The 20,681-nt window shown below is 73.5% G+C and carries 21 protein-coding genes; 13 read left to right on the top strand and 8 right to left on the bottom strand.

The window, feature by feature from the left end; all coding sequences use genetic code 11:
* Nucleotides 1–39: 39 nt before the first annotated feature.
* Nucleotides 40–1,011 carry an aldo/keto reductase gene (locus AB0F61_RS22065; protein WP_357812514.1) on the top strand — a complete coding sequence of 324 codons (972 nt, stop codon included), beginning with the start codon at nucleotides 40–42 and terminating at the stop codon, nucleotides 1,009–1,011.
* A 64-nt stretch (nucleotides 1,012–1,075) separates the two neighbouring features.
* Here AB0F61_RS22065 and AB0F61_RS22060 read toward each other — a convergent pair whose 3' ends face one another.
* Genes AB0F61_RS22060 through AB0F61_RS22050 form a run of 3 tightly spaced genes read right to left on the bottom strand, consistent with a single transcriptional unit; the run spans nucleotide 1,076 to nucleotide 3,385 of the window.
* Nucleotides 1,076–1,981, bottom strand: coding sequence for a hypothetical protein (locus AB0F61_RS22060; RefSeq protein ID WP_357812512.1), 906 nt, complete (start codon nucleotides 1,979–1,981; stop codon nucleotides 1,076–1,078).
* 13 nt (nucleotides 1,982–1,994) lie between these two features.
* Nucleotides 1,995–3,056: a hypothetical protein gene (locus tag AB0F61_RS22055; protein ID WP_357812510.1), complete on the bottom strand. Its 1,062-nt coding sequence runs from the start codon at nucleotides 3,054–3,056 to the stop codon at nucleotides 1,995–1,997.
* Nucleotides 3,053–3,385, bottom strand: a complete 333-nt coding sequence (locus AB0F61_RS22050) for a hypothetical protein (protein WP_357812508.1) — start codon at nucleotides 3,383–3,385, stop codon at nucleotides 3,053–3,055. The genes AB0F61_RS22055 and AB0F61_RS22050 overlap by 4 nt, the downstream gene beginning before the upstream one ends.
* Before the next feature lie 93 nt (nucleotides 3,386–3,478).
* Here AB0F61_RS22050 and AB0F61_RS22045 point away from each other — a divergent pair, with 93 nt between their 5' ends.
* The 3 genes from AB0F61_RS22045 (at nucleotide 3,479) to AB0F61_RS22035 (ending at nucleotide 5,199) form a co-directional block, all read left to right on the top strand.
* Nucleotides 3,479–3,892 carry a YbaB/EbfC family nucleoid-associated protein gene (locus AB0F61_RS22045; protein ID WP_357812506.1) on the top strand — a complete coding sequence of 138 codons (414 nt, stop codon included), beginning with the start codon at nucleotides 3,479–3,481 and terminating at the stop codon, nucleotides 3,890–3,892.
* Nucleotides 3,889–4,773, top strand: coding sequence for an SseB family protein (locus tag AB0F61_RS22040; RefSeq protein ID WP_357812504.1), 885 nt, complete (start codon nucleotides 3,889–3,891; stop codon nucleotides 4,771–4,773). The genes AB0F61_RS22045 and AB0F61_RS22040 overlap by 4 nt, the downstream gene beginning before the upstream one ends.
* A 234-nt stretch (nucleotides 4,774–5,007) precedes the next feature.
* Nucleotides 5,008–5,199, top strand: coding sequence for a DUF5703 family protein (locus AB0F61_RS22035; protein WP_238685861.1), 192 nt, complete (start codon nucleotides 5,008–5,010; stop codon nucleotides 5,197–5,199).
* 46 nt (nucleotides 5,200–5,245) lie between these two features.
* Here AB0F61_RS22035 and AB0F61_RS22030 read toward each other — a convergent pair whose 3' ends face one another.
* Together AB0F61_RS22030 and AB0F61_RS22025 are read right to left on the bottom strand one after the other, a co-directional pair.
* Nucleotides 5,246–5,908: a hypothetical protein gene (locus AB0F61_RS22030; RefSeq protein WP_357374921.1), complete on the bottom strand. Its 663-nt coding sequence runs from the start codon at nucleotides 5,906–5,908 to the stop codon at nucleotides 5,246–5,248.
* 57 nt (nucleotides 5,909–5,965) lie between these two features.
* Complete coding sequence (locus tag AB0F61_RS22025; RefSeq protein ID WP_357812502.1) at nucleotides 5,966–7,294, bottom strand: M20/M25/M40 family metallo-hydrolase; 1,329 nt, start codon at nucleotides 7,292–7,294, stop codon at nucleotides 5,966–5,968.
* Nucleotides 7,295–7,477: 183 nt separating this feature from the next.
* Here AB0F61_RS22025 and AB0F61_RS22020 point away from each other — a divergent pair, with 183 nt between their 5' ends.
* The 3 genes from AB0F61_RS22020 (at nucleotide 7,478) to AB0F61_RS22010 (ending at nucleotide 9,456) form a co-directional block, all read left to right on the top strand.
* Nucleotides 7,478–8,086: a hemerythrin domain-containing protein gene (locus AB0F61_RS22020; RefSeq protein ID WP_357812500.1), complete on the top strand. Its 609-nt coding sequence runs from the start codon at nucleotides 7,478–7,480 to the stop codon at nucleotides 8,084–8,086.
* 86 nt (nucleotides 8,087–8,172) lie between these two features.
* Nucleotides 8,173–9,153: a LysR family transcriptional regulator gene (locus AB0F61_RS22015; RefSeq protein ID WP_357812498.1), complete on the top strand. Its 981-nt coding sequence runs from the start codon at nucleotides 8,173–8,175 to the stop codon at nucleotides 9,151–9,153.
* Between the two features lie 57 nt (nucleotides 9,154–9,210).
* A complete protein-coding gene (locus tag AB0F61_RS22010) occupies nucleotides 9,211–9,456 on the top strand; it encodes a hypothetical protein (RefSeq protein ID WP_357812496.1) in 246 nt (81 codons plus the stop codon).
* A gap of 54 nt (nucleotides 9,457–9,510) precedes the next feature.
* Here AB0F61_RS22010 and AB0F61_RS22005 read toward each other — a convergent pair whose 3' ends face one another.
* From AB0F61_RS22005 to AB0F61_RS21995, 3 genes are read right to left on the bottom strand one after another with little or no spacing between them, the layout of a single operon-like run.
* The gene (locus AB0F61_RS22005; protein ID WP_357351511.1) at nucleotides 9,511–9,861 is read right to left on the bottom strand and encodes a DUF3140 domain-containing protein; all 351 of its coding nucleotides are present in this window, start codon (nucleotides 9,859–9,861) and stop codon (nucleotides 9,511–9,513) included.
* A complete protein-coding gene (locus AB0F61_RS22000; protein ID WP_357812494.1) occupies nucleotides 9,861–10,064 on the bottom strand; it encodes a hypothetical protein in 204 nt (67 codons plus the stop codon). The genes AB0F61_RS22005 and AB0F61_RS22000 overlap by 1 nt, the downstream gene beginning before the upstream one ends.
* On the bottom strand, nucleotides 10,061–12,619 hold the full coding sequence (locus tag AB0F61_RS21995) for an ATP-dependent Clp protease ATP-binding subunit (RefSeq protein WP_357812492.1): 2,559 nt from the start codon (nucleotides 12,617–12,619) through the stop codon (nucleotides 10,061–10,063). Before AB0F61_RS21995 ends, AB0F61_RS22000 begins: the two co-directional genes overlap by 4 nt.
* A 141-nt stretch (nucleotides 12,620–12,760) precedes the next feature.
* Between AB0F61_RS21995 and AB0F61_RS21990 the strand changes: the two genes are divergently transcribed.
* The 6 genes from AB0F61_RS21990 (at nucleotide 12,761) to AB0F61_RS21965 (ending at nucleotide 20,649) form a co-directional block, all read left to right on the top strand.
* Nucleotides 12,761–13,141, top strand: a complete 381-nt coding sequence (locus AB0F61_RS21990) for a hypothetical protein (RefSeq protein ID WP_355029119.1) — start codon at nucleotides 12,761–12,763, stop codon at nucleotides 13,139–13,141.
* A 152-nt stretch (nucleotides 13,142–13,293) separates the two neighbouring features.
* Nucleotides 13,294–13,554 (top strand): hypothetical protein, encoded by a 261-nt coding sequence (locus AB0F61_RS21985; RefSeq protein ID WP_030504016.1) that lies wholly within the window; start codon nucleotides 13,294–13,296, stop codon nucleotides 13,552–13,554.
* 6 nt (nucleotides 13,555–13,560) lie between these two features.
* The gene (locus AB0F61_RS21980) at nucleotides 13,561–14,589 is read left to right on the top strand and encodes a hypothetical protein (protein WP_357812489.1); all 1,029 of its coding nucleotides are present in this window, start codon (nucleotides 13,561–13,563) and stop codon (nucleotides 14,587–14,589) included.
* Nucleotides 14,582–17,257 carry an FtsK/SpoIIIE domain-containing protein gene (locus tag AB0F61_RS21975; protein ID WP_357812487.1) on the top strand — a complete coding sequence of 892 codons (2,676 nt, stop codon included), beginning with the start codon at nucleotides 14,582–14,584 and terminating at the stop codon, nucleotides 17,255–17,257. The genes AB0F61_RS21980 and AB0F61_RS21975 overlap by 8 nt, the downstream gene beginning before the upstream one ends.
* Nucleotides 17,254–17,916 (top strand): hypothetical protein, encoded by a 663-nt coding sequence (locus tag AB0F61_RS21970; protein WP_357812485.1) that lies wholly within the window; start codon nucleotides 17,254–17,256, stop codon nucleotides 17,914–17,916. Before AB0F61_RS21975 ends, AB0F61_RS21970 begins: the two co-directional genes overlap by 4 nt.
* A gap of 87 nt (nucleotides 17,917–18,003) precedes the next feature.
* A complete protein-coding gene (locus AB0F61_RS21965) occupies nucleotides 18,004–20,649 on the top strand; it encodes a CHAT domain-containing protein (RefSeq protein ID WP_357812483.1) in 2,646 nt (881 codons plus the stop codon).
* The last annotated feature ends 32 nt before the right edge of the window (nucleotides 20,650–20,681 follow it).

The raw sequence follows: 20,681 nt of genomic DNA, 5'->3' as shown, positions 1-20,681 counted from the left end.
AGGATATCCGTGGCGGCAGGTTCGAAATAAGGTTCACCCATGCAACAGCGACCGCTCGGCCGAAGCGGGCTGGCGGTTTCCCGGCTCGCGCTCGGCACCATGACCTGGGGCCGGGACACCGACGCCGACGACGCGGCCGCCCAGCTCAAGAGTTACCTGGACGCGGGGGGCAACCTGATCGACACCGCCGACGTGTACGGCGACGGCGACGCCGAGTCGGTGATCGGCTCGTTGCTGGGCACCCTCGTGCCCCGCGACGAGCTGCTGATCGCCACGAAGGCGGGGTTGCGCCCGGGCAGTGGCCGACGCCGCGACGGCTCCCGGGGGCACCTGCTGCGCACGTTGGACGCGTCGCTGCGCCGGCTCGGCACCGACCACGTCGACCTGTTCCAGGTGCACGGGTACGACCCGGACACCCCACTGGAGGAGACCCTCGCGGCGTTGGACCACGCGGTGTCCAGCGGCAAGGTCCGCTACGTCGGGGTGTCGAACTTCTCCGGCTGGCAGACCGCACGGGCCGCCGCCTGGCAGACCGCCTGGCCGGGGCGGGCGCCGGTGGTCGCCAGCCAGGTGGAGTATTCGCTGCTGGAGCGGGGCGTGGAGCGGGAGGTACTGCCCGCCTGCGACGCGCTCGGCCTCGGCCTGCTGCCCTGGTCACCGCTGGGCCGCGGCGTGCTCACCGGCAAGTACCGGCACGGCCGTCCGGCGGACTCCCGAGCCGCGTCGCCGCACTTCGAGCGGTTCGTCTCGACCTACCTGGAACCGCGCTGTTCCAGCATCGTGGAGGCGGTGGCCACCGCGGCCGGCGGCCTGGGGGTGTCGCCCCTGGAGGTGGCGCTGGCCTGGATCCGCGACCGGCCGGGGGTGACCGCGCCGATCCTCGGCGCGCGGACGGTCGGGCAGTTGCTCGGCGCGCTCGCTGTGGAACGGATCACCCTGCCGGCGGAGATCACCACCGCGCTCGACGACGTCTCGGCCGTGCCGCTCGGCTACCCCGAACGCGACGGCTGACCGGCGCGCCGGGTCACGGCTGGTCGGCGCGCCGGCTCACGGCTGGTCGGCCCCGCGCGCCGGGTCACGGCTGAGGGCGCTGCCCGGGGAGGTCCTGGATGGCGCTCAGGAAGCGCGACTGGTCGTCGCGGAGCGCGGGCTGGGTGAGCCGGATCCACGAGCCGTCGTCGAACACGACTGTGGAGGTCAGCTGCACGAGCCCGGTCGCGCCGCGCTCCGAGTCGACCCGGGCCACCCGGGCACGCTCGACGCTCCACAGCACCCGCGGTTGCCGCCGGTCGGGCCGGTCGGCGTCCGGGCGCATGCCCATCCGCAGCAGGTGCAGGTGGGTGTCCGTCACCGCCAGGGGGGTGCCCGTGTAACGCTCCAGGAAGAGCAGCAGGCTGCCGGCCAGGGTGGCGAGGTCACCGCTGAAGACGTAGCGGCGACGGTAGGCGATCTCGGCGAGCTGATCGGCAAGCGGACGGTACTGACTGAGCCGGAACAGCGCCCGGAACGCCTCCTGCTCCTCGGTGAGCGGGATCGGCTCCCGCTGCGCCCGCTGCGACGGTGGGCCCGGCTCCGGTTCGGCCGCCTCCGGCAGGCCGGCGGCGAGGGCACCGGCCCGGCCGGGCAGCAGCAGCACGCCCGCGGCCAGCCGGACCGGCGTCAGCACCGCGTCCACCCAGACCACGGGGTTGACGATGTTGAGCAACCCGAACAGCACCTTCGGGTCGAGCGAGTCGGCCAACTCGTTGCCCATCACGTCGGCGAGCTGCCGGCCGGCCTTGTGGGTCTCCGGGGCACGGACCGGGCCGAGGCCCACGTAGCGCAGCTCCTGCCCGGGCAGCAGGGGCGCGACGAGGGCACGTTCGGGTTCGTCGCTGGTGCGGAACTCGTCGCGCAGCTCACGGGCCTTGTCCCGGGCGGCCCGCGCGCCGCCGAGCACCGCGTCGGTGAACCGACCCAACCGGCCCCGCTCCCCTGCCATCACGCGTCTCCTCCTACCGGCCCGCCGGCTGACCCGCCGGCGGTTGCCCGAAGACATTCTGGTCGATCCAGTCGGCCCCGCCCTGCACCGCCTGGTCGACCTGGTCGCCGATCTGCTCGCCGCCGGGCACGGAGAGGCCGGTGGTGAGGGCGACCGAACCCCAGGTGACGCCGTGGACGACCGAGTTCGGCACGTTCCACGGCAGGTGGGTCGCCCAGTCCCGGGCGATCACCCGGGCGCCGTCGGCGACGCCGTGCGCCCGCAGCGCGGCAGCCCGGTCCAGCGCGCCCATGTCGAACGGCGAACCGGACTTGCCCAGCTTGTAGGTGCCCTTCGCGGGGTCGAGGACCTTGTGGAACCACTTGTCGGCCTTGCCGGCGGCGTGCCGCTTGTCGGCGTACTTCTGGCCGGTGCGCAGTCCCTTCTGCAGGTCGACCAGCTTGTCGAGGTGGCTACGCAGCTTGCGCAGGTACAGCATGACCCGCTGCAGCAGACGGATGACCTTCTGCAGATGCGTGGCCAGCGGCCGGATGACCTTCAACATCCGGGTGGCGACGATCAGGCCCCGGGTCACGGCGACCCCCAGGCCCGCCGCCCACGACGCACCGGCCGTGAACGGGGCCATCAGCAACGCCGTCACAAGCGTCACCAGGAGGAAGTTGACGAACTCGACGCACATGTCGACGAGCACGTCGTGCACGATCTGCAGACCGTCGGCGACGCCACGCAGGTATTCGGCGGTCGCGGCGAACTGCCCGGCCACGTCGAGGAGTTGCTGCTCGACGTCGGCCAGCCGCCGCCCGTACGCCTCACCGGCGGGCGAACGCCACCCGGCCTGGGCGGACTCACGAACGCCCCGGTGCCCCTGCGCCAGGTCGCGCACCTGCGCGGCCAGCGCATCCCACTCGGCGGCCTTCGCGCGCAGGACCTCCGGCTCCCCGTCGACCAGGTCGACGAGTTGGATGAGCGGCCAGGCCAGGGTCCGGCAGACGCTGTCGACAGCGTCCTGCACGCCGGAGAGCGCGTTGTCGAGACCGTTCCACAGCTCGACGGCGCTGCCGGCCGGCCCGCTCATCCGGGCAGCCCCGACTGGATGGCCTTGAACCCGGCGTCGAGGTCCTGCTCGTTGCGCTCGTACGCCTCGACCGTGTCGGCAAGCGCGGTGGCGACCCGCCCGAACGCGGCACTCGCCGCGCCGAACAACTCCGTGCCACCGGTGACCTGCTCGGCGTACGTGGCGCGGAGCATGTCGCTGGCGAACGGCAGATGACCGAAGGCGCCCGACGGCACGTCGCCCGCCGAGGCGATCTGGCCCTCCAGCGCGGCGAGCGAGCTGTCGAGACGCCGGGCGGCTGTCTCCAGTCGACGGACCGCCTGCACGTCGACATCGATATCCGGCGGCATGCCGTTCCTCCCCCATGAGTCGAGCGCACCGACGATACGATTCCCCGGCCACCGGGCACCACCCCGTGGCACGGTCCATAGTGGAGGATTCACATGACTGACCCGACGTCCGCGTTCGACGCGCTCGCCGGGCGGATCGCCGACATCGAAGGCCGGTTCGCGGGCCTGGGCGACGACCTGGCCGAACTGTCCGGCACCGCGGCCGACGAGAGCGGGTTGGTCTCGGCGACCGTCGACGCCACCGGCGCGCTGACCGGCCTCACCGTCGCGCCCGCTGCCCTGCGCGTCGGCACCGAGCGGCTTGCGGAGTTGGTGCTCGACGCGTACCGCAAGGCCCGGACGGTCGCCACCGCGCACGTCGAGGAACATGCCGAGGGGTTGCAGGCCGCCATCGGCGCGGACCTCACCGACCTGTTCGGCAAGCCGGGCGACTTCTCCGCGCTGGGGCGTCTGGAGGAGACCGTCGCCCGGCTCGGGCGCCTCACCGACCGCCTGCCGCCGGCGTGACGCCGCCGACCTGGCCGCAGATCGCCGCGCGGCTGCGGGACACTGTCGCCCGCTGCGACCGCGACACCGACCTGGAGCTTTCCGCAGGTCCGCGCGGGATCCGGCTGTTGGTGCGCCGCGAGGTGGTGCGGGTGCTGTGCCCGGGCCACGACGAGGCACGCCTGGCCGCACTCGGCTGGCACCGCCCGGCCGGTGACGAGAGCTGGTGGTACGAGGCACCGCGCACCCCGCAGCAGGTGGAGCGCCTCAGCGCGTTCGTGGCCCGGACCGCCGCCGAGGTCCTGACCGACCGGCCCGGTGCGCTCTCCTGTCGGGTCGTACCACCGGCCGACCGACCCGCCCCGGCGACGCCACCGGTCATCCCACCCGTCCCGGCGGCGCCGCCGGTCATCCGGCCCACCCCGGCGACGCCACCGGTCATCCCACCCGTCCCGGCGACGCCGCCGGTCGAGCCGACTGCCCCGGCAACGCCGCCGGTCGAGCCGACCGTCACCCGGCCCGCACCCGCCGAGGCGGCGGGGGTGGGACGCCTCGCCGCCGCTGTCGAGCGACGGGACCTGCCCGGCTGTCTCGCGGCCCTGGCCGACGCCACCGTGTGCGTCCCGCTGGCCGGGGCGCCGGCGCCGGACGCCGCCTTCCCGTGGACGGTGGTCGGCGACGCGACAGGCGCGCCACTGCTGCCGGTCTTCACCTCCCCCGGCGCCCTCGCCGCGTTCGCCGGGGACGGCGTGCCGTTCGTCGCGCTGCCCTGCGCCGACCTGCTGGAGGACTGGCCGGACCCGTCGTGGGGGCTGGTGGTCGACCCGGGTGGGGCTCAGTCGTTCGCCCTGGCCGCGCCGGCGCTGGCGACCCTGCTCACGGCTGGCGCCCCCGCTGGCTGATGCCCTGCCGGGGGCCGTAGAGGGGTCAGGAGGGGTCGACCGGGAACGGCAGTCCCAAGATTTTTCGCACCGACAGGCGCACCGAGCGCCGACCCGTGAGACTCCCGGGTGCCGGCCGCACACCTCGCGACACCACCCGGGCGCGCACACCGAGGCAGGAACCGCCCACGGCAGCGGCGTCGGTCACCCCCGAGGGGGTGGCGAACACCCGCTGGGCTGGGCAGCATGGATGGCATGGACTACGAATACGCGCCACTGCGGCTGCCGCCGAACGTCGACCGGTTGACCGCGACGGCGCAGTTGGCGATCCAGGCGGAGTTCTCCGGATGGGAGTTGGCCCGGGTGCGGTTGTACCGGGACGGCACGCGGCAGGTGGTGCTCCGACGGCGGCGGGTCAACCAGCCGCAGCCGGGTCTGTCGTACTGACGGCCGTACGCCCGGGGCCCACGCGGGCCCCGGGCGTCCAACGGCGCTAGTGCTGGTGCCCGGCGTGGTCGTGGTCGTCGTCGAGCTCCAGGAACGGGTGCTCGTCGAGCCGACCGACCAGCCGGTCGTCGACCGCCGGCTGGAACGGGCCGACCGCGTCGTCGTCGTCGAACGACTCCAGGTCGACCGGAGTGCCCACCTCGCTGACCATCACCACCCCGTCGAGGGGCTCCAGCTCGGGGACGTCCAGCGCGCCGAGCGAACCGTCGCCGCTCTGCAGCAACTCCAGCACCGCCTCGCCGACGCCCTCCACCGGCGCCGGCTCGTCGTCCTCCGGGGTGCCCTCGCGGCGGGCCGCCTCGGCCACCCGCAGCAGCGCGGCGACGCTCGGCACCCGGTAGTCGCGACGCTGCCGCACCGAGATCACCCGTGGGTGCGGGTCGCTGGCCTCGGAGCCCTCGGGGCCACCGAAGCGCTCGTCGGCCTCGTCCGGGTCGATCGAGTCGACATCCCAGGGCGTCACCTCGCCGAAGGCGTCGAGCAACCGCTCGTCGTAGGCGAAGGAGGCGTTGTTCAACGCCACGTACGCCTGCCAGACGTCGTCGTCGTCGACGCGGCCCTGGGCGGCGCGTACGGCGGCCAGGTGGTGGCGGGCCGCTTCGATCACCCGCTCGAGAGCGGCGTCCAGCTCACCGTGCTGGTCGGTCATGTGGGGCAGTCCCTTCACGTTGGGGAGGTCGCGCGCCGAATGCAGCGCCGGGCGCGGCTAGCAGGTGCGGAGGAACCGGTCGAGAACCCGCACGCCGAACTGTAGTCCGTCGACCGGAACGCGCTCGTCGATGCCGTGGAACAGCGCCGAGAAGTTCAGGTCGGCGGGCAGCCGCAGCGGCGCGAAACCGAAGCAGCGGATGCCGAGCTGGGAGAACGCCTTGGCGTCGGTGCCGCCGGAGAGCATGTACGGAACCGGTCGCGCCCCCGGGTCCTCGGCACGCAGCGCCGCCGACATGGCCTCGACCAGGTCGCCGTCGAAGGTGGTCTCCAGTGCCGGTTGCCGCTGGATGTACTCGATCGCGATGTCCGGGCCGATCAGCTCACGCAACTGCCGCTCCAGCAGCTCGGACTGGCCGGGCAGGCTGCGGCAGTCGATGGTGGCGGTGGCCCGGCCGGGGATGACGTTGTCCTTGTAGCCGGCGTCGAGGCGGGTCGGGTTCGCGGTGTTGCGGATGGTCGCGCCGATGATGTTGGCGATCGGGCCGAGTTTGGCGATGGCCGTCTCCGGGTCCTCCGGGTCCAGCTCGACGCCGAGCAGGTCGGAGACCTCCTCCAGGAAGGCCCGCACGGTGTCGGTGACCACCACCGGGAAGCGGTGCCGGCCGATCCGGGCGACCGCCTCGGCGAGCGCGGTGACCGCGTTGTCGTCGTGCACCATCGAGCCGTGCCCGGGGCGCCCCTTGGCGTGCAGCCGCAGCCAGTCGATGCCCTTCTCGGCGGTCTCGATGAGGTAGAGCCGCTGGCTGTCGTTCACCGAGTAGGAGAAGCCGCCGACCTCACCGATCGCCTCGGTGCAGCCGTCGAAGAGGTCACTGTGGTTCTCCACCAGGAAACGGGCTCCGTAGTCGCTGCCCGCCTCCTCGTCGGCGGTGTACGCGAGCACGATGTCGCGCGGTGGCCGTACGCCGGTGCGCTGCCAGTGCCGCACCACGGCGAGCACCATCGCGTCGAAGTCCTTCATGTCGATCGCGCCCCGGCCCCAGAGGTAACCGTCGCGCAGCTCGCCGGAGAAGGGGTGCACCGACCACTCGTCGGCGTCGGCGGGCACCACGTCCAGGTGGCCGTGCACCAGCAGGGCGCCCCGGCTCGGGTCGGTGCCGGGGATGCGGGCCACCACGTTCGCCCGGCCCGGCGCGGCCTCGTGCAGGACGGACTCCACGCCCACCTCGGCGAGCTTCTCCGCCACGTACTCGGCGGCGCGGCGCTCGCCGACGCTGGTGTCGTTGTCCCCGGTGTTGGTGGTGTCGATGCGCAGCAGGTCGCGGCAGAGGTCCACGACCTCTGCGCTGGGGTCGGGTCGGGCGGAGGCCGCATCGCTCGTCATCGCCTCTTCATACCAGTCGGGGCTGGCCGGCCGGCCGGCGCACCGGTGCGGACGGGCCGGCGTACCGGTGGCCCGGGGCCGGCGCATCGACGGGCCCGGTTTCGCCGGGGCCGGGTTCGGGTACCGCCGCCCACGACCGCACATCCCTGCCGGAGCTTCCGCCCGCCAGTCGAGGAGGGCACCATGTCCGCCGTTCCCCTGCCGCCGCTGCCGCCCGCGCCCGCACCCGAGGAGGGCTACCGACCCGGTGGCCGCAACATCGCCGACGTCGTGGACCGGGAGCACCGTCAACTGTTGGCGCTGCTGGACCAGCTGACCGGCCCGGACGCCACGCCGCAGGAGGGGCTGCCGGTGCTCACCGCCGCGCTGTCGCGGCACCTGTCCGCCGAGGAGCAGTACCTGCTGCCGGCGGTACGCGCCGCGCTGCCGGCCGCCGCCGAGCGGGTGGACGCCGAGATCAACGCCGACGCCAGCCTGCTGAGCGCTCTGAAGGGGTTGACGGACGAGGCGTTGACCGAGGTCGCCGAGCGGGTTCGTCGGCACGTCGAGGGCGTGGGCGCGCTCGTCGCGGAGCTGCGCGCGGTCGCGACCGAGGAGGAGCTGATCCGGCTGGGCAACCGGCTGGAGATCGCCGAGGAGGCGGCGCCGACCCGGCCGCACCCGGGCACTCCGGCCACCCCTCCGTGGAACCGGATCGTCGAGCCGGCGGTCGGGGTGGTGGACAAGATGCTCGACGCGGTGACCCGCCGGCCGACGTACCTGGCGGACCTGCCGGAGTCGCCGCGGGATTGAGGGACGGCGACGATCCCAAGTGCATTCATTATCACCGATCCGCTCGGGCTATTCCGCCGACTGACGCGTAGTCCTACCGTCACGGTATGAACCTGGAGCTGCGTCACCTGCGGGTGGTCTGCGCGATCGCGGAGACGGGGAGCGTGACGAAGGCCGCGTCGGCGCTCGGCCTGGCCCAGCCGGCGCTGACCGCCCAGCTCCAGCGCATCGAGCGGACCCTGGGCGGCCCGCTGTTCGACAGGGACCGGCGCGGCGCCCGGCCCACCGCGCTCGGTGAGCTGGTGCTGGCTCGGGCCCGGGTGCTGCTGCCGGCGATGAAGGGGTTGCAGGACGAGGCGGCCCGGCTGGCCGGGGCCGGCGACGCGCCACCGTGCTACCGGTTCGGTGGGGTGAACAGCCCGATCCTGGGCCGGATGGTGCACCGCCTGGCGGCCGAGCAGCCGCCCGCCCAGATCACCACGTTCGCCTCCTGGTCGGTGGACGAGTTGGCGCAGTTGGTGGCGGGCGGCCGACTGGACTTCGCGCTCACCGGGGTGTGCGGCGACGCCAGCCCGTCGGCCGGGTTCGGGTTGAGCTGGCAGGAGGTGGCCATCGACCCGGTGCTGGTGCTGCTGCCGGAGACGCACCCCCTGGCGGCGCACGACGAGGTGCGCCTGGCGGACCTGCGCCACGAACAGTGGGTGGCGGCCCCGGGCGACGGCTGCTTCAGCGACTGCTTCGCCGCCGCCTGCGCCCGCGCCGGCTTCACCCCCCGCAAGGTGTACGAGACAGACATCCGCGGTTGCGTCGACCTGGTGGACGCCGGCGTAGCGGTGGCGCTGTGCCAGGCGACGTTCCGCCCGGTGGCCGGGTTGGTCACCCGCCGCCTCGCCGGCATACCGCTGCGTTGGCGGCTCCTGCTCGGCTGGCACCCGGACTCCCCCGCCGGCCGGGAGGCCGACCTGATGTTGGAGACGGCGAAGGCGGCGTACGTCGACTCGTTGGCCCCGCATCCGGAATACCTGTCCTGGTTGCTGAGCAATCCCGGGTTCGGTGTGCGGCAGCCAAGCGGGATCCGACCGGTCTGAGCGGGTATTCCGGGCCGGTGGCGGTGCGAACCGCCGTTGGCCGGGTAACTGGCGGACATGACCGACCTCTACCCGCCCGCCGACGACCGCGAACTGCTGCGCCAGGCGGCCGCCGCGCACACCGCCGCCACCCGCGAGGTGGAGGCGTTCCTGCGCCGCCTGCCCGCGGTGCCCGACCCGGCCGACATCACCGAGTACGCCAACCTGCTCACCCGGGAGGACCAGACCCGCGGCGAGCGCGACGCCGCCGCCGACGCGGCCGGGCTGACCATCGGCAGCCTGGAATCCGACAAGGGCCAGTAGCCGGGACGCCGAACGGTGCCGTCCCCGCCCGGGACGGCACCGTCGTGCGTCTGCTCAGCGTTCGACGAGCGGGTCGTGACCCAGGTCGAGCAGCGAGTGCCGCCAGGTGTCGTCGGCGTTGCCGCGCGACGGCTTGGCGTCCATCAGCTCACGGATCCGCTCGACCGCCTCCCGCATCACCTCGATGTCCTCCGGGGTGAGGTCGACCTTGCGCTTGTTCAGCACCTTGAGGATCTCCCGGCCCGGCTGGGGCAGGTCGAGGTTCGGGTTCGGGCTGAACGACTCCTCCCCGGAACCGCGGGTCAGCAACCACGTCCGTAGCTGTTCCGACGGGACGTTGACCTCGGCGTGGAAGTCCTCCCAGAGCACTTCCACCTCGGGGTCGAGCCGCGCTTCGCGTACCATCAGGTCTCCTCTCCGGGCGGTTTCCCGGACGTCTCCGGGTGGTCCTGGTCGGTCTTGGGATGCAGGCCCTCCGCGGGCACCCGCGTCCGGCGGGGGTTCGCGGTGGGCGGCGCCAGGATCGGGTCGGGGTGCTCGTCCTCGTCCCGGGATTTCGTGGGCTCGTGCGGGTCCTCGTGCTCGTCTCGTCGGGCCGGCCCGCTCATCGCGGGTGGGTGGTCGTTGCGGCGGTGTACCCCCGCTCGCCCGCGGTCACGTCGAAGGTGAGCGCCCCGTCACGAACGTCCACGGTGACCTTCTGCCCCGGCGAGATCGCCGACTCCAGCAGCATCCGGGACAGGTGGTTGTCCACCTCCCGTTGGATGACCCGGCGCAGCGGACGGGCGCCGAACTCCGGCTGGTAGCCGTGCTCGGCGAGCCAGTCGATGCCGGCGGTGGTGAACTCCACCTGGAGATCCTGGGCGTGCATGCGACGGCGGGTCTCCTCCAGCAGCAGCGCGGTGATGTCGCGCAACTGCTCGGCCTCCAGCCGGCGGAAAATGATGACCTCGTCGATGCGGTTGAGGAACTCCGGGCGGAAGTTCTCCTGCAGGCGGCGCATCAGCCGCTCGCGCAGTTCGTTGCTCTCCTGCTCGCTGCCCACGTCGCCGGTGCCGAAGCCGACCGAGCGCTGGGCGCCGGTGATCAGCTCCGAGCCGAGGTTGCTGGTCATGATCAGTACGGTGTTCTTGAAGTTCACAGTGCGACCCTGACTGTCGGTCAGCCGCCCGTCGTCGAGCACCTGGAGCAGGATGTTGAACACGTCCGGGTGGGCCTTCTCGATCTCGTCGAGCAGCACCACCGCGTACGGGCGGCGACGCACCGCCTCGGTGAGCTGGCCGGCCTCCTCGTAGCCGACGTATCCGGGTGGCGCGCCGACCAGCCTGCTGACCGTGTGCCGTTCCTGGAACTCGCTCATGTCCACCCGGACCATCCGGTCCGCCTCGCCGAACAGCGCCTCGGCCAGGGCGCGGGCCAGCTCGGTCTTGCCGACGCCGGTCGGGCCGAGGAACAGGAAGCTACCCATCGGCCGTTCCGGGTCGGCCAGCCCGGCCCGCGAGCGACGGACGGCCTCGGCGACGGCGGTGACCGCGTCGTCCTGACCGACCACCTTCTGGTGCAGGTGCCCCTCCAGGCGCAGCAGCCGGTCGCGTTCCTCCTCGGTGAGCTGGCTGACCGGGATGCCGGTGGCCCGGGAGACCACCTCGGCGATCTCCTGCGGGCCCACCTCGGGCACCTGTGCGGAGGACATCCCGTCGTCGCCGTTCGCCCGACGGATGTCCTCCTCCAGCTCGGAGATCCGGTCCCGCAGGGCGGACGCGCGCTCGTACTGCTCGTCGGTGACGGCCTGTTCCTTGTCCCGGCGTACCTCGTCGAGTTCCTGCTCCAGCTCCCGCACGTCGGAGGCGGGGGTACGGGTCCGCAGCCGCACCCGCGCGCCGGCCTGGTCGATCAGGTCGATGGCCTTGTCGGGCAGGAACCGGTCGGTGACGTACCGGTCGGACAGCTCGGCGGCGGCGACAAGCGCCTCGTCGGTGAAGCGCACCTGGTGGTGGGCCTCGTACCTGTCGCGCAGCCCGCGCAGGATCGCGATGGTGTCGTCGACGCTGGGCTCGGGCACCAGCACCGGCTGGAAGCGCCGGGCCAACGCGGCGTCCTTCTCGATGCTCTTGCGGTACTCGTCGAGCGTGGTCGCGCCGATCACCCGCAACTCGCCGCGGGCGAGGGCGGGCTTGAGCATGTTCGACGCGTCCATCCCGCCCTCGCTGCCGGCGCCGCCCGCCCCGACCAGCGTGTGGATCTCGTCCATGAAGATGATCAGCTCGTCCCGGTGCGCCCGGATCTCGTCGATCACCTTCTTCAGCCGTTCCTCGAAGTCGCCCCGGTACCGGGTGCCGGCGACCAGACCGGCCAGGTCGAGTTGGACGACCCGCTTGCCGAGCAGGGTCTGCGGCACGTCCCCGTCGCAGATGCGTTCGGCCAGCCCTTCGACGATGGCGGTCTTGCCGACACCGGCCTCGCCGATCAGCACCGGGTTGTTCTTGGTACGCCGGGACAGGATCTCCACGGCCTGCTCGATCTCGTCGGCCCGGCCGATCACCGGGTCGATCTGATCGTTGCGGGCCAGGTCGGTGAGGTCCTGCCCGTACTGGTCGAGGGTGGGCGTGCCGCGATCCGGCCTGGGCCCGGTCATCGGCCCGCGCTCGGCGTTGGCGGCCTGCAACGACTCGGGTTGGATCCGGCCGGCGGCCAGCATCCGCCCGGCCGGCGACTCCGGGTTGAGCGGCAGCGCCATCAGGATGTGCTCGGGGCCGATGTAGTTGGCGCCCATCGCCCGGGACAACTGGTGGGCGTCGAGCAGCGCCCGCTTGGCGGCTGGGGTCAACGACAGGTTGGGCGGCACCTCACCGCGCGGTGCGCCGTCGCCCTTGCCCCCGAGCGCGTTGAGCAGGGTGTCCGGGTCGGCGCCGGCCCGGCGTACCAGGTCACGGAGCGGTTCGCGTTGCAGCGCCGCCCAGAGCAGGTGGTCGGTGTCCAGGTCGCTGCTGTGGCGTTGCGCGGCCCGCCGGGCCGCGTCGGCCAACATCTCCCGGGCGTCCGCCGTCATCAGTCGGGTGATGTCGACCCGGTGCGGCGGTCGGCGTCCTCCCTCGCCCCGACCGAAGTACCTGGCCAGGAATTCGTCCCACGGGTCGGAGCCGGTCTCACCGGGTCCCATCATGTCTGTCCTCCGCAGTCGGGCGCGGCACGGTCGGCAGGGGCTACCCGGCGCGCGCCCCGACAAACGCCCGTGGGAGGCGGCGTACCGGCGTCCCGGGAGTGGCGTCGGTACGGGGCCGGCCGTTGGTGGCAGGCTGACCGGATGGATGAGACCCCGCTGCTGATCGTGGATGGCGCCAACGTGGTGGGCTCCCGCCCGAACGGGTGGTGGCGTGACCGCGCCGGGGCGGCGGCCCGACTGCGCGACTCTCTCGCCCCGGTGGCGACGATCGGGCTGCCGGCCCGACTGCCCGCCCCGGTGGAGGTGGTGCTGGTGGTCGAGGGGGCCGCGCGGGACGTGCCGGGGACCGACGGGGTCCGGGTGGTCTCGGCCCCCGGCTCGGGCGACGACAGCGTTGTCGACCTGGTCGCGGGCGCTCCGCAGCGGCGCCGGTTGGTGGTCACCGCGGACCGGGAGTTGCGCGAGCGGGTCACCGCCCTGGGCGCGGAGGTGTACGGGCCGCGCTGGCTCCGCGAGAGTTGAGAAGTTCTCGCACTGGGAGTCCCACAGAACGGACTCCCGGCACTTCCGGGGTCCTACCGGACAGGCGGGCAGGAACACCGACAGGGCGGATGTTCTTTCGCGGCGGCCGATAGGCTCTAATGGAGATCTCCCCGCCCCCAGGAGGTTCCGCCGTGGCGAGCGTCGCCGAGCTGAAGGCTGCCATCGATGTCGCCCTCCAACAGATCGGTGACGGGCAGACAGCCGTGCAGGCGGCCGGCGAGAAACTGGCCGAGGCGCAACAGACCCTGGCCGGCGCGCTGGAGGGCAGCGGGCACGAGACGGTGGAGGCGGCCCAGGCGTCGCTGACACAGGCCAGCCAGGAGCTGGAGGAGTGTCTCGCCGCGACACTTGTCGCGGTCGAGCAGGCGCAGCTCTACGTCGCGACCCTGTAGGCCGTCATGTCCATCATCGAGGACGTCGGTGGGCAGGTCCGCGCCGCCAGCGAGGAGTTCCCGCTGGCCCTGCTCGGGCAGGCGCTGGAGAAGTTCGGCCTGGCCGCGGAGCGACTGCGCTGGGTCCGCCAGGAGTCGGCAAACCCGATGGGCGTGCCCGAGTTGTCCGCCGCGACCGAGCACGCCGAGAGCGCCGGCTACGCGTTGCGGGTGGCACAGGAGCAGCTCTCGGCGTACCTGGCCGCGATCGGGCTGGGTGCGGACGGCGCTCCGGCGCCCCGCCCTGAGCAACGCGCTCCCCGCCACGACACGCCGCCCTCCGCCGGGCCCACCGCAGTCGCGCCGGAGCCGGCCGAGCAGGTGCGGATGAGCCGCTGGTGGTCGGTGCGGGTGGCCGAGCTGACCGGCGGGCGCGAGGGCACCGCCGACGAACCCGACGAGCGGGTGGACGACTCCCAGGAGTTGCTGCGCCGCGTCGTGGGCGGCGTCCGCGCCGGCGACCGGGACCGGCTCCGCACCGAGCTGCGCCGGGCCCCTGCCGACGTGGGGCTGGGCATGGCGGCCCTGGCGCCACCGCTGCTGCGCGAGCTGGCCGGTGAGCTGCTGGGGCACCCACCCCGCGCCGCCGACCTCGGTCGGTTGCGCGGGGAGCTGGACGGACGCGTCCGCGACCTGCTGCCCGGGCTGCCGCCGCCGGTGCTGGAGACGCTGCTGACCCGGGTCTGTCGGATGCCGCCGCCGCGCGCCTCCGGGGAGCCACCGCACGCCGCCGACTCCGCGGTGACCGCGGGTGTGGCGACCGGGCTGCTACTCGCCCGCCTCGGCCGGGACCTGCCCTCCGCAGAACGAGGCCGACAAGCGGACCCGGGCCAGCAGAGCGGCGCGGACCAGCGGACCCGCGCGGGCCAACCAGCCGACGCGGGTGGTGCGGTCCGGCGGCCGGCGGATGCGGGTCGACAGCGCTCCGGCGGCCTGCCGCCGCGCGCGGGCAGCCCGTGGCGGGACGCGCCGACTCGTCGGGGCTCCGATGGCTGACCGGCGTGGTCAGCTCGCCCGGCGGATCCGGGACACCCTGGCCGAGGCGTTGGGCGCCGCCCGTACCCGGCTGTCCGCCGCCCAGGCGGAGCTGACCGCCGGGCGGGAACGGCTGGCCCGGGTGCAGCGGGCGGCGGCCGTCGTACCGGAGCGGGTGGGCGCCCAGCGGGACCGCCGCATCGCCGAGATCGACGCCCGCTACTCCGCCCGGATCGCCGAGCTGGCCCGGCGCGCCGCCGAGGCCGCCCGGCAGGAGGCGCCCGGCTGCGCGGGGGCCGACTGGGCGGGGTGGACACCGACGCCGACCCGCCGGGCGGAGCCGCCCGGCGCGCTGCGGGTCGGCACGGTCCGCATCGACGGCGTCGACCCGGTGCCCGCGCTGGTGCCGCTGCTCGACGCCGGCCACGTCCACCTCTCCGGAGCCGACCGGGCCGGCTGCGACGCGGTGGTGTCCGCGTTGCTGCTGCGGGCCGCCGGCCGCGCCGACCCCGGGGCGGTACGGCTTGTCGGGTACGACCCGGAGCAGCTCGGTGGCGGCCTGGCCGGGTTCGCGCCGCTGGGCACGGCGGGGCTGCTGACCTTCGTCGGCCCCGGCGGGCTGGGCCCGCTGCTTGACGACCTGGTGGAGCAGATCCGCCGGATCAACGAGACGGTCCTCGCCGGGGAGTACGCCTCGCTGCGCGAACTGGCCGCGGCGACCGGCCGGCGACCCGAACCGTGGCGGGTGGCGGTGCTGCTCGGCGGCGACGAGCTCAACCGGCACGAGCGCGGCCAACTGGACCGGGTGGTCCGCGCCGGTGCCGCCTGCGGGGTGCACCTGGTGGTGCACGGTGTGCCGGTGCCGGAGGATCCGACGGTGACCCGGGTGGTGGCCGAGCCCTCCGGTGCGCGCATCGGCGGGTCGGCCGGGCTGCCGGTCCGGCTGGACCCGCCGCCACCGGCGACGCTTGTCACCGAGACCTGCCGGGAGATCGCCGTCCAGGTGAACGCGGGCCCGCCGCCGACGCCGTTCGCGGACCTGCTGCCCCCGCCCGAGCTGATGTGGCGGGAGGACTCCGCCGACGGGTTGACCGCGCCGATCGGTGAGGGGCCACAGGGTCGACCGGTACGGCTGACGCTTGGCGACTACCCGCCGCACGCGCTGATCGGCGGGCCGTCGGGCACCGGCAAGACCAACCTGATCTTCGCGTGGATCGGCGCCCTCGCCGCCCGCTACTCCCCCGCCGAGCTGGAGTTCTACCTGCTGGACTTCAAGGAGGGGGTGTCCTTCGCGCGGTTCGCGCAGGGCCGGCGTGACCCGAGCTGGTTGCCGCACATGCGCCTGGTCGGCATCAACGTCAACACCGACCGGGAGTTCGGGCTGGCCCTGCTGCGGTTCCTCGCCGAGGAGCTGCGCCGGCGGGCCGACGCGGCCAAGAAGCACGAGGTGACCAAGCTGGCCGAGCTGCGGGCGGTCGACCCGACCGGGCACTGGCCGCGGATCGTCGCGGTGGTCGACGAGTTCCAGATGCTGCTGGCCGGTCGGGACGTGGTCGCCCGGGAGGCGGCCGACCTGCTGGAGGACCTGGCCCGGCGCGGCCGGTCGCAGGGCATCCACCTGGTGCTCGCCTCGCAGGACGTGCGGGGCATCGAGGCGCTGTGGGGCCGCCCCGCGCTTGTCGCCCAGTTCACCCTGCGCATCGCGCTGCCCAAGGCGCTGCGGATCCTCGCCGAACGCAACGACGCGGCGCAGTCGCTGCCCCGCTGGCACGCGGTGGTCAACGCCGAGTCGGGCATGGTGGAGGGCAACGAGGTCGCCCGGATCCCGTCGGCAAGCGACTGGGAGACGTGGAGCGGGTTGCAGCACCGGCTGTGGCGGATGCGCCCGGCCGACGCGGCACCGGCCCGACTCTTCGACGGCGACGCGATCCCCCGGCTGGCGGACGCCCCGGACTTCCGGGCGCTCACCGCGCCGCCGGACGGGAGCGTGCCGCGCAGCCCGGTGGCGCTGCTCGGCGAGATCATCGACGTGCAGTCCCGCTCGGCGGCGCTGCGGCTGCCGCGCGCCCCCGGGCGCAACCTCGCGGTGCTGGGCACCCGGGTGGACGAGGCGTGCGCGGTGCTGGACGCGGCGGCCCGGTCACTGGCCCGCCAGCATCCGCCGGGCACCGCCCGGTTCTCCATCGCCTGCCTCGACGCGGACGCCGACCCGATGGCCCGCGCCCTCTACGAGGACCTGGCCGACGACGCCGCCTGGTACGACGAGGAGACCGTGGGCGAGCTGATGGCCGAGACGGCCGACGGGCTGACCGGGCCGGGCAGCCCGCACTACCTGCTGCTGTTCGCGGTCGACGCGGCGGCCGGCGCGCTGGCCGCCCGAGCGGGTCGACGCACCGGCCTGGAGCAGCTACGCCGGATCCTGCACGACGGGCCGGAACGACGGACGCACGTGCTGGCCTGGTGGCGGGGGGTGGCCCGGATGCGCGCCGACCTCGGTGGGCCGGCCGCCCGCACCGACCAGATCGGAGCCTGGGTGGCGCTTGACGCGCACGGCGGTGAGCTGGGCGCCTCGCTCTACCCGGGCACCGGCGGCCCGGACTGGTATCCGCGCCCCTGGCGGGGGCTCTTCTTCGACCGGGCGGTCCACCGCACCGGCCAGGTCATCATCCCGTATGGACCGTCGCGATGAACGAACCGGTGTCCAGTGAGACGTACGCGGCGCAGTTGCGGCGACTCGCCGAGTTGACCGCGCGGGTGGGTGAGCAGCGCGCCGAGGCGCACACCTGGTACGAGCGGCAGTGCGCGGCTGCCGAGCGGGCCGTCGCCGACGCCGCCGAGCAGGTCCAGCACGCCGAGGTGGAACTCGTCGAGGCGCGCGAGGAGCAGGAACGGGTCGACGCCGAGGTGGCGCACCTGTGGCAGCAGGTGCGTGCCCGCCTCGGTGCCCGTCGTCTCGGCGGCCCGCCCGCTCCGGCGAACCGCGGCGGGGCCACCGACGCGGTGTTGCTGCTCACCCGGGCCCGGGACCTGCTCGACCGGGCCGGGCAGCCGGGTGAGCTGCCGGGTTCGGTCAACCCCCTGCTGGCGCTCTGCGGGGTGGCCGGCGCGGTGCTCGCGTACGCGCTGGGAGCCGGGGCGCGGGCGTTGGGCGTCGGGTACGGCGGCGACCTGGCGGTCGGGATGCCGGTGCTGGCGCTTGTGGTGACCCTGCTCGGGCCGTTGGTCGGGCTGGCGCCGGCGCGGGTGCTGGCCGACCGGCGGCACGCGGTGCTCGGCCCCCGGCCGATCACCGTGGTCCTCGGGGCGGGCCTGCTGACCACCGCGCTGCTGCTGGGACTCGGCCGCTGACCGCTCGGGGCGTCCACAAAGGGTTGTCGAGAAGCCGACCGCCGGTGCGGCGAAGATCAGCGCGCGATCTTCGATACCGTACGTCAAATGGTCAGCTTCCTCCTCACTTACCGGGCCGCCGACGACAACACCGTCGCGCGCCTGCTCGATGACGCGCTGACCGCCCGATTCGGCAGCGGCAGCGTCGTTCGCGACGATCCCGGCGTGGGCCTCTCCGCCGCCGAGCGTCGGCGCCGCCTGTCAGACTCGGCGGCACTCATCGTCGTGATCGAACCTCGCTTGCCCGGTGAGTCGGCAGTCCTACCGGGCATCAGCCGCCGGACGATCGCAGCCGCTCTCACCCAGCAGGTCCCGGTCATTCCGGTGCTGGTGGACAACGCCGAACTGCAACGCGGGACGCGCCTGCCCGAGGCGCTCAGACCGCTTGTCCAGCAGCACTACCGGCGGGTCCACAGGACCAGCGCTCCGGCGGACATCGCCTACCTGGTCGACGACCTGGCGACGAGTTTCGCCCCGGAGACCGCACCGGCCGGGCCCGCGATCCCCCTGATCCTCAGCGTGGAGCCGGTGCGATGGTTCATGCCGCCCCCCAGCCACGGGCCAGCGGCGGCGATCGTCTACGCGACCCGTCAGGGTGATCTGGAGGTCGCCGACGGTGGCCGGCAGACGGCGTGGCGGCACCCGGGGTTCGTGGCCCGGTACGCGACACGCTACGAGGTGGACACCAGCGACCACTCGGTCGTCGTCGACCTCCGGCTGCCCACCTCGGGCGGCGCGTACCACTTCGAGGCGTCGATCGCCGTCGGCTTCCGGGTGACCGACCCGGCGCGGATCGTCCGACGCGCGATCACGGACGCCGCGGTCCTGGTCCGCGAGTTCCTGCTGGACACCTGCCGGCCGATCACGTCGCGGTACGCCATCGACGACGTGGTCCGAGCCGAGGCCGCCATCCGCCGACGGCTCGGTCCGGACACGTCTGCTCTCGACGGCATCACCCTCGACCTGAGAAGCGTGCGGCTGTCCCTCGACGAACGCGTCGGTCGCTATGTGCGGGAGCGCGAGGTGAAGCGAGTGCAGAACGACCTGCGCGAGCTACGGGAGTTGCGGCCGGAGCGAGCCCGGCAGGCCCACTTCCGTGAGGAGGCCGACACTGTTACGTCCGCCGAGCTGGAGTTCTACCGCGATGTGATCGCGAACGACAACCGCGTCCCCATGCTCATCGACGAGGCCTACGTCAGCACGGACCGGGCGATACCGACCTTCACCGGACCGACGACCTCGTCATTTCCGGACGTCACCCCGGCGCCGGAGCGGCTGTTGGTGGCGCGCGCGCCCACCCAGGTCCCGGCGGGGCAGGATCTGAGCGTCGAGGTTCGGCTGGTCTCGGAGGGACGATCGCTTCCTCCGGACGCCGTGACGGCACCGATGCGGCATTTCCTCGTCGCCGACGCCGGCACGCCGGTGACCGTGACCGTCCACGCGCCCGCCGGCCTGCACGCCGAGGGCCCGCTCCAACAGACCGTGCTGGTGCTGCCGGACGACGATCCGGATCCGATCCGGTTCGGTTTCGGGGCGCGTACCCCGGGTCTGCATCGCATCGACGTGACGGCCTGGGCCGGCGGCACGTTCCTCGGTGAGGTGTCGGTCGAGGTCTCCGTCGCCGACGGTGGGCCGTTCCGCGACGGCCAGCCGAAGACGGCGCCGATGGGTGCCCCGCGGGCACGGCCGGGCGAGGTGACCATGGAGGTCCGGTTCGACGGCAGCCGGTACACCTTCCAGTTGCGCTCCGACGCGGCGCTGTTCGCCCCGGTCGTCGAGTCGGTCACGAACACACCGAACGCGGCGGTGGAGAACGCCATCCGGGAGCTGCAGCAGTTGGCCGGCGGTGGTTCCCGCTACAGCGCGACGATGGCCCGCGAGGTCATCAGGTCGGCGGGGATCCAGCTGTGGTCGGAGCTGGTGCCGGCCGACGTGCGGGACCAGTTCTGGGAGGTCGGCGGCGACATGAGCGCCTTCACGATCGCCACCGACCACGACGTGGTCCCGTGGGAACTGCTCTATCCGCTCAGCGCCCAGCGCGATGCCGGTTTCCTCGTCGAGCAGGTCCCCGTGGTCCGCCGCACCTACGGTCAACGCCGGAACGCGACGGTCGGCCTGCGCAACCCGCGCTTCGTGGTGCCGACGAAGGCCCCCACCGGCGCGCACGAGGAGATCGCAACCATCCGCGCGATCCTCGGCGCGGCCGACAGCGAGCCCATCACCAGGGCCGACGAACTCCTTGCCCTGATCAATTCGGGGGCATTGGGGGCGACCCACTTCGCCTGCCACAACACCTTTTCGGCGGACGGCTCGTTCATCGACATGGACGGTGGCCGGTTCAAACCGATCCTGCTCGCCGAGGCCAGCATCAGGAAACTGCTCGCGGAGACCGGTCCTCTGGTGTTCATCAACGCGTGCCGGAGCGCGGGCGTGGCCCCGACGTACACCAGGATGCTCGGCTGGGCGCAGCAGTTCATGTCGTCCGGCGCGGGCGCTTTCGTCGGCACGCTCTGGGCGGTGCGCTCGGACAGCTCGGCGCGCTTCGCCACCGCGTTCTACCGCTCCCTCGCCGACGGCGCCACGCTCGGCGCGGCGGCCCTCGCCGCACGCATCGAGCAGCAGGACGACCCGCTCGACCCGACCTGGCTGGCCTACACGGTGTACGGCGACCCGTTCGCCACCGCCGCCGTCTGACCTGTCGACAACTCAACTCGTGCGAAAGGGTG

It is taken from the genome of Micromonospora sp. NPDC023888, assembly GCF_040639415.1.
Lineage (GTDB): Bacteria > Actinomycetota > Actinomycetes > Mycobacteriales > Micromonosporaceae > Micromonospora.
This window is presented reverse-complemented; position numbering and strand designations above follow the sequence as displayed.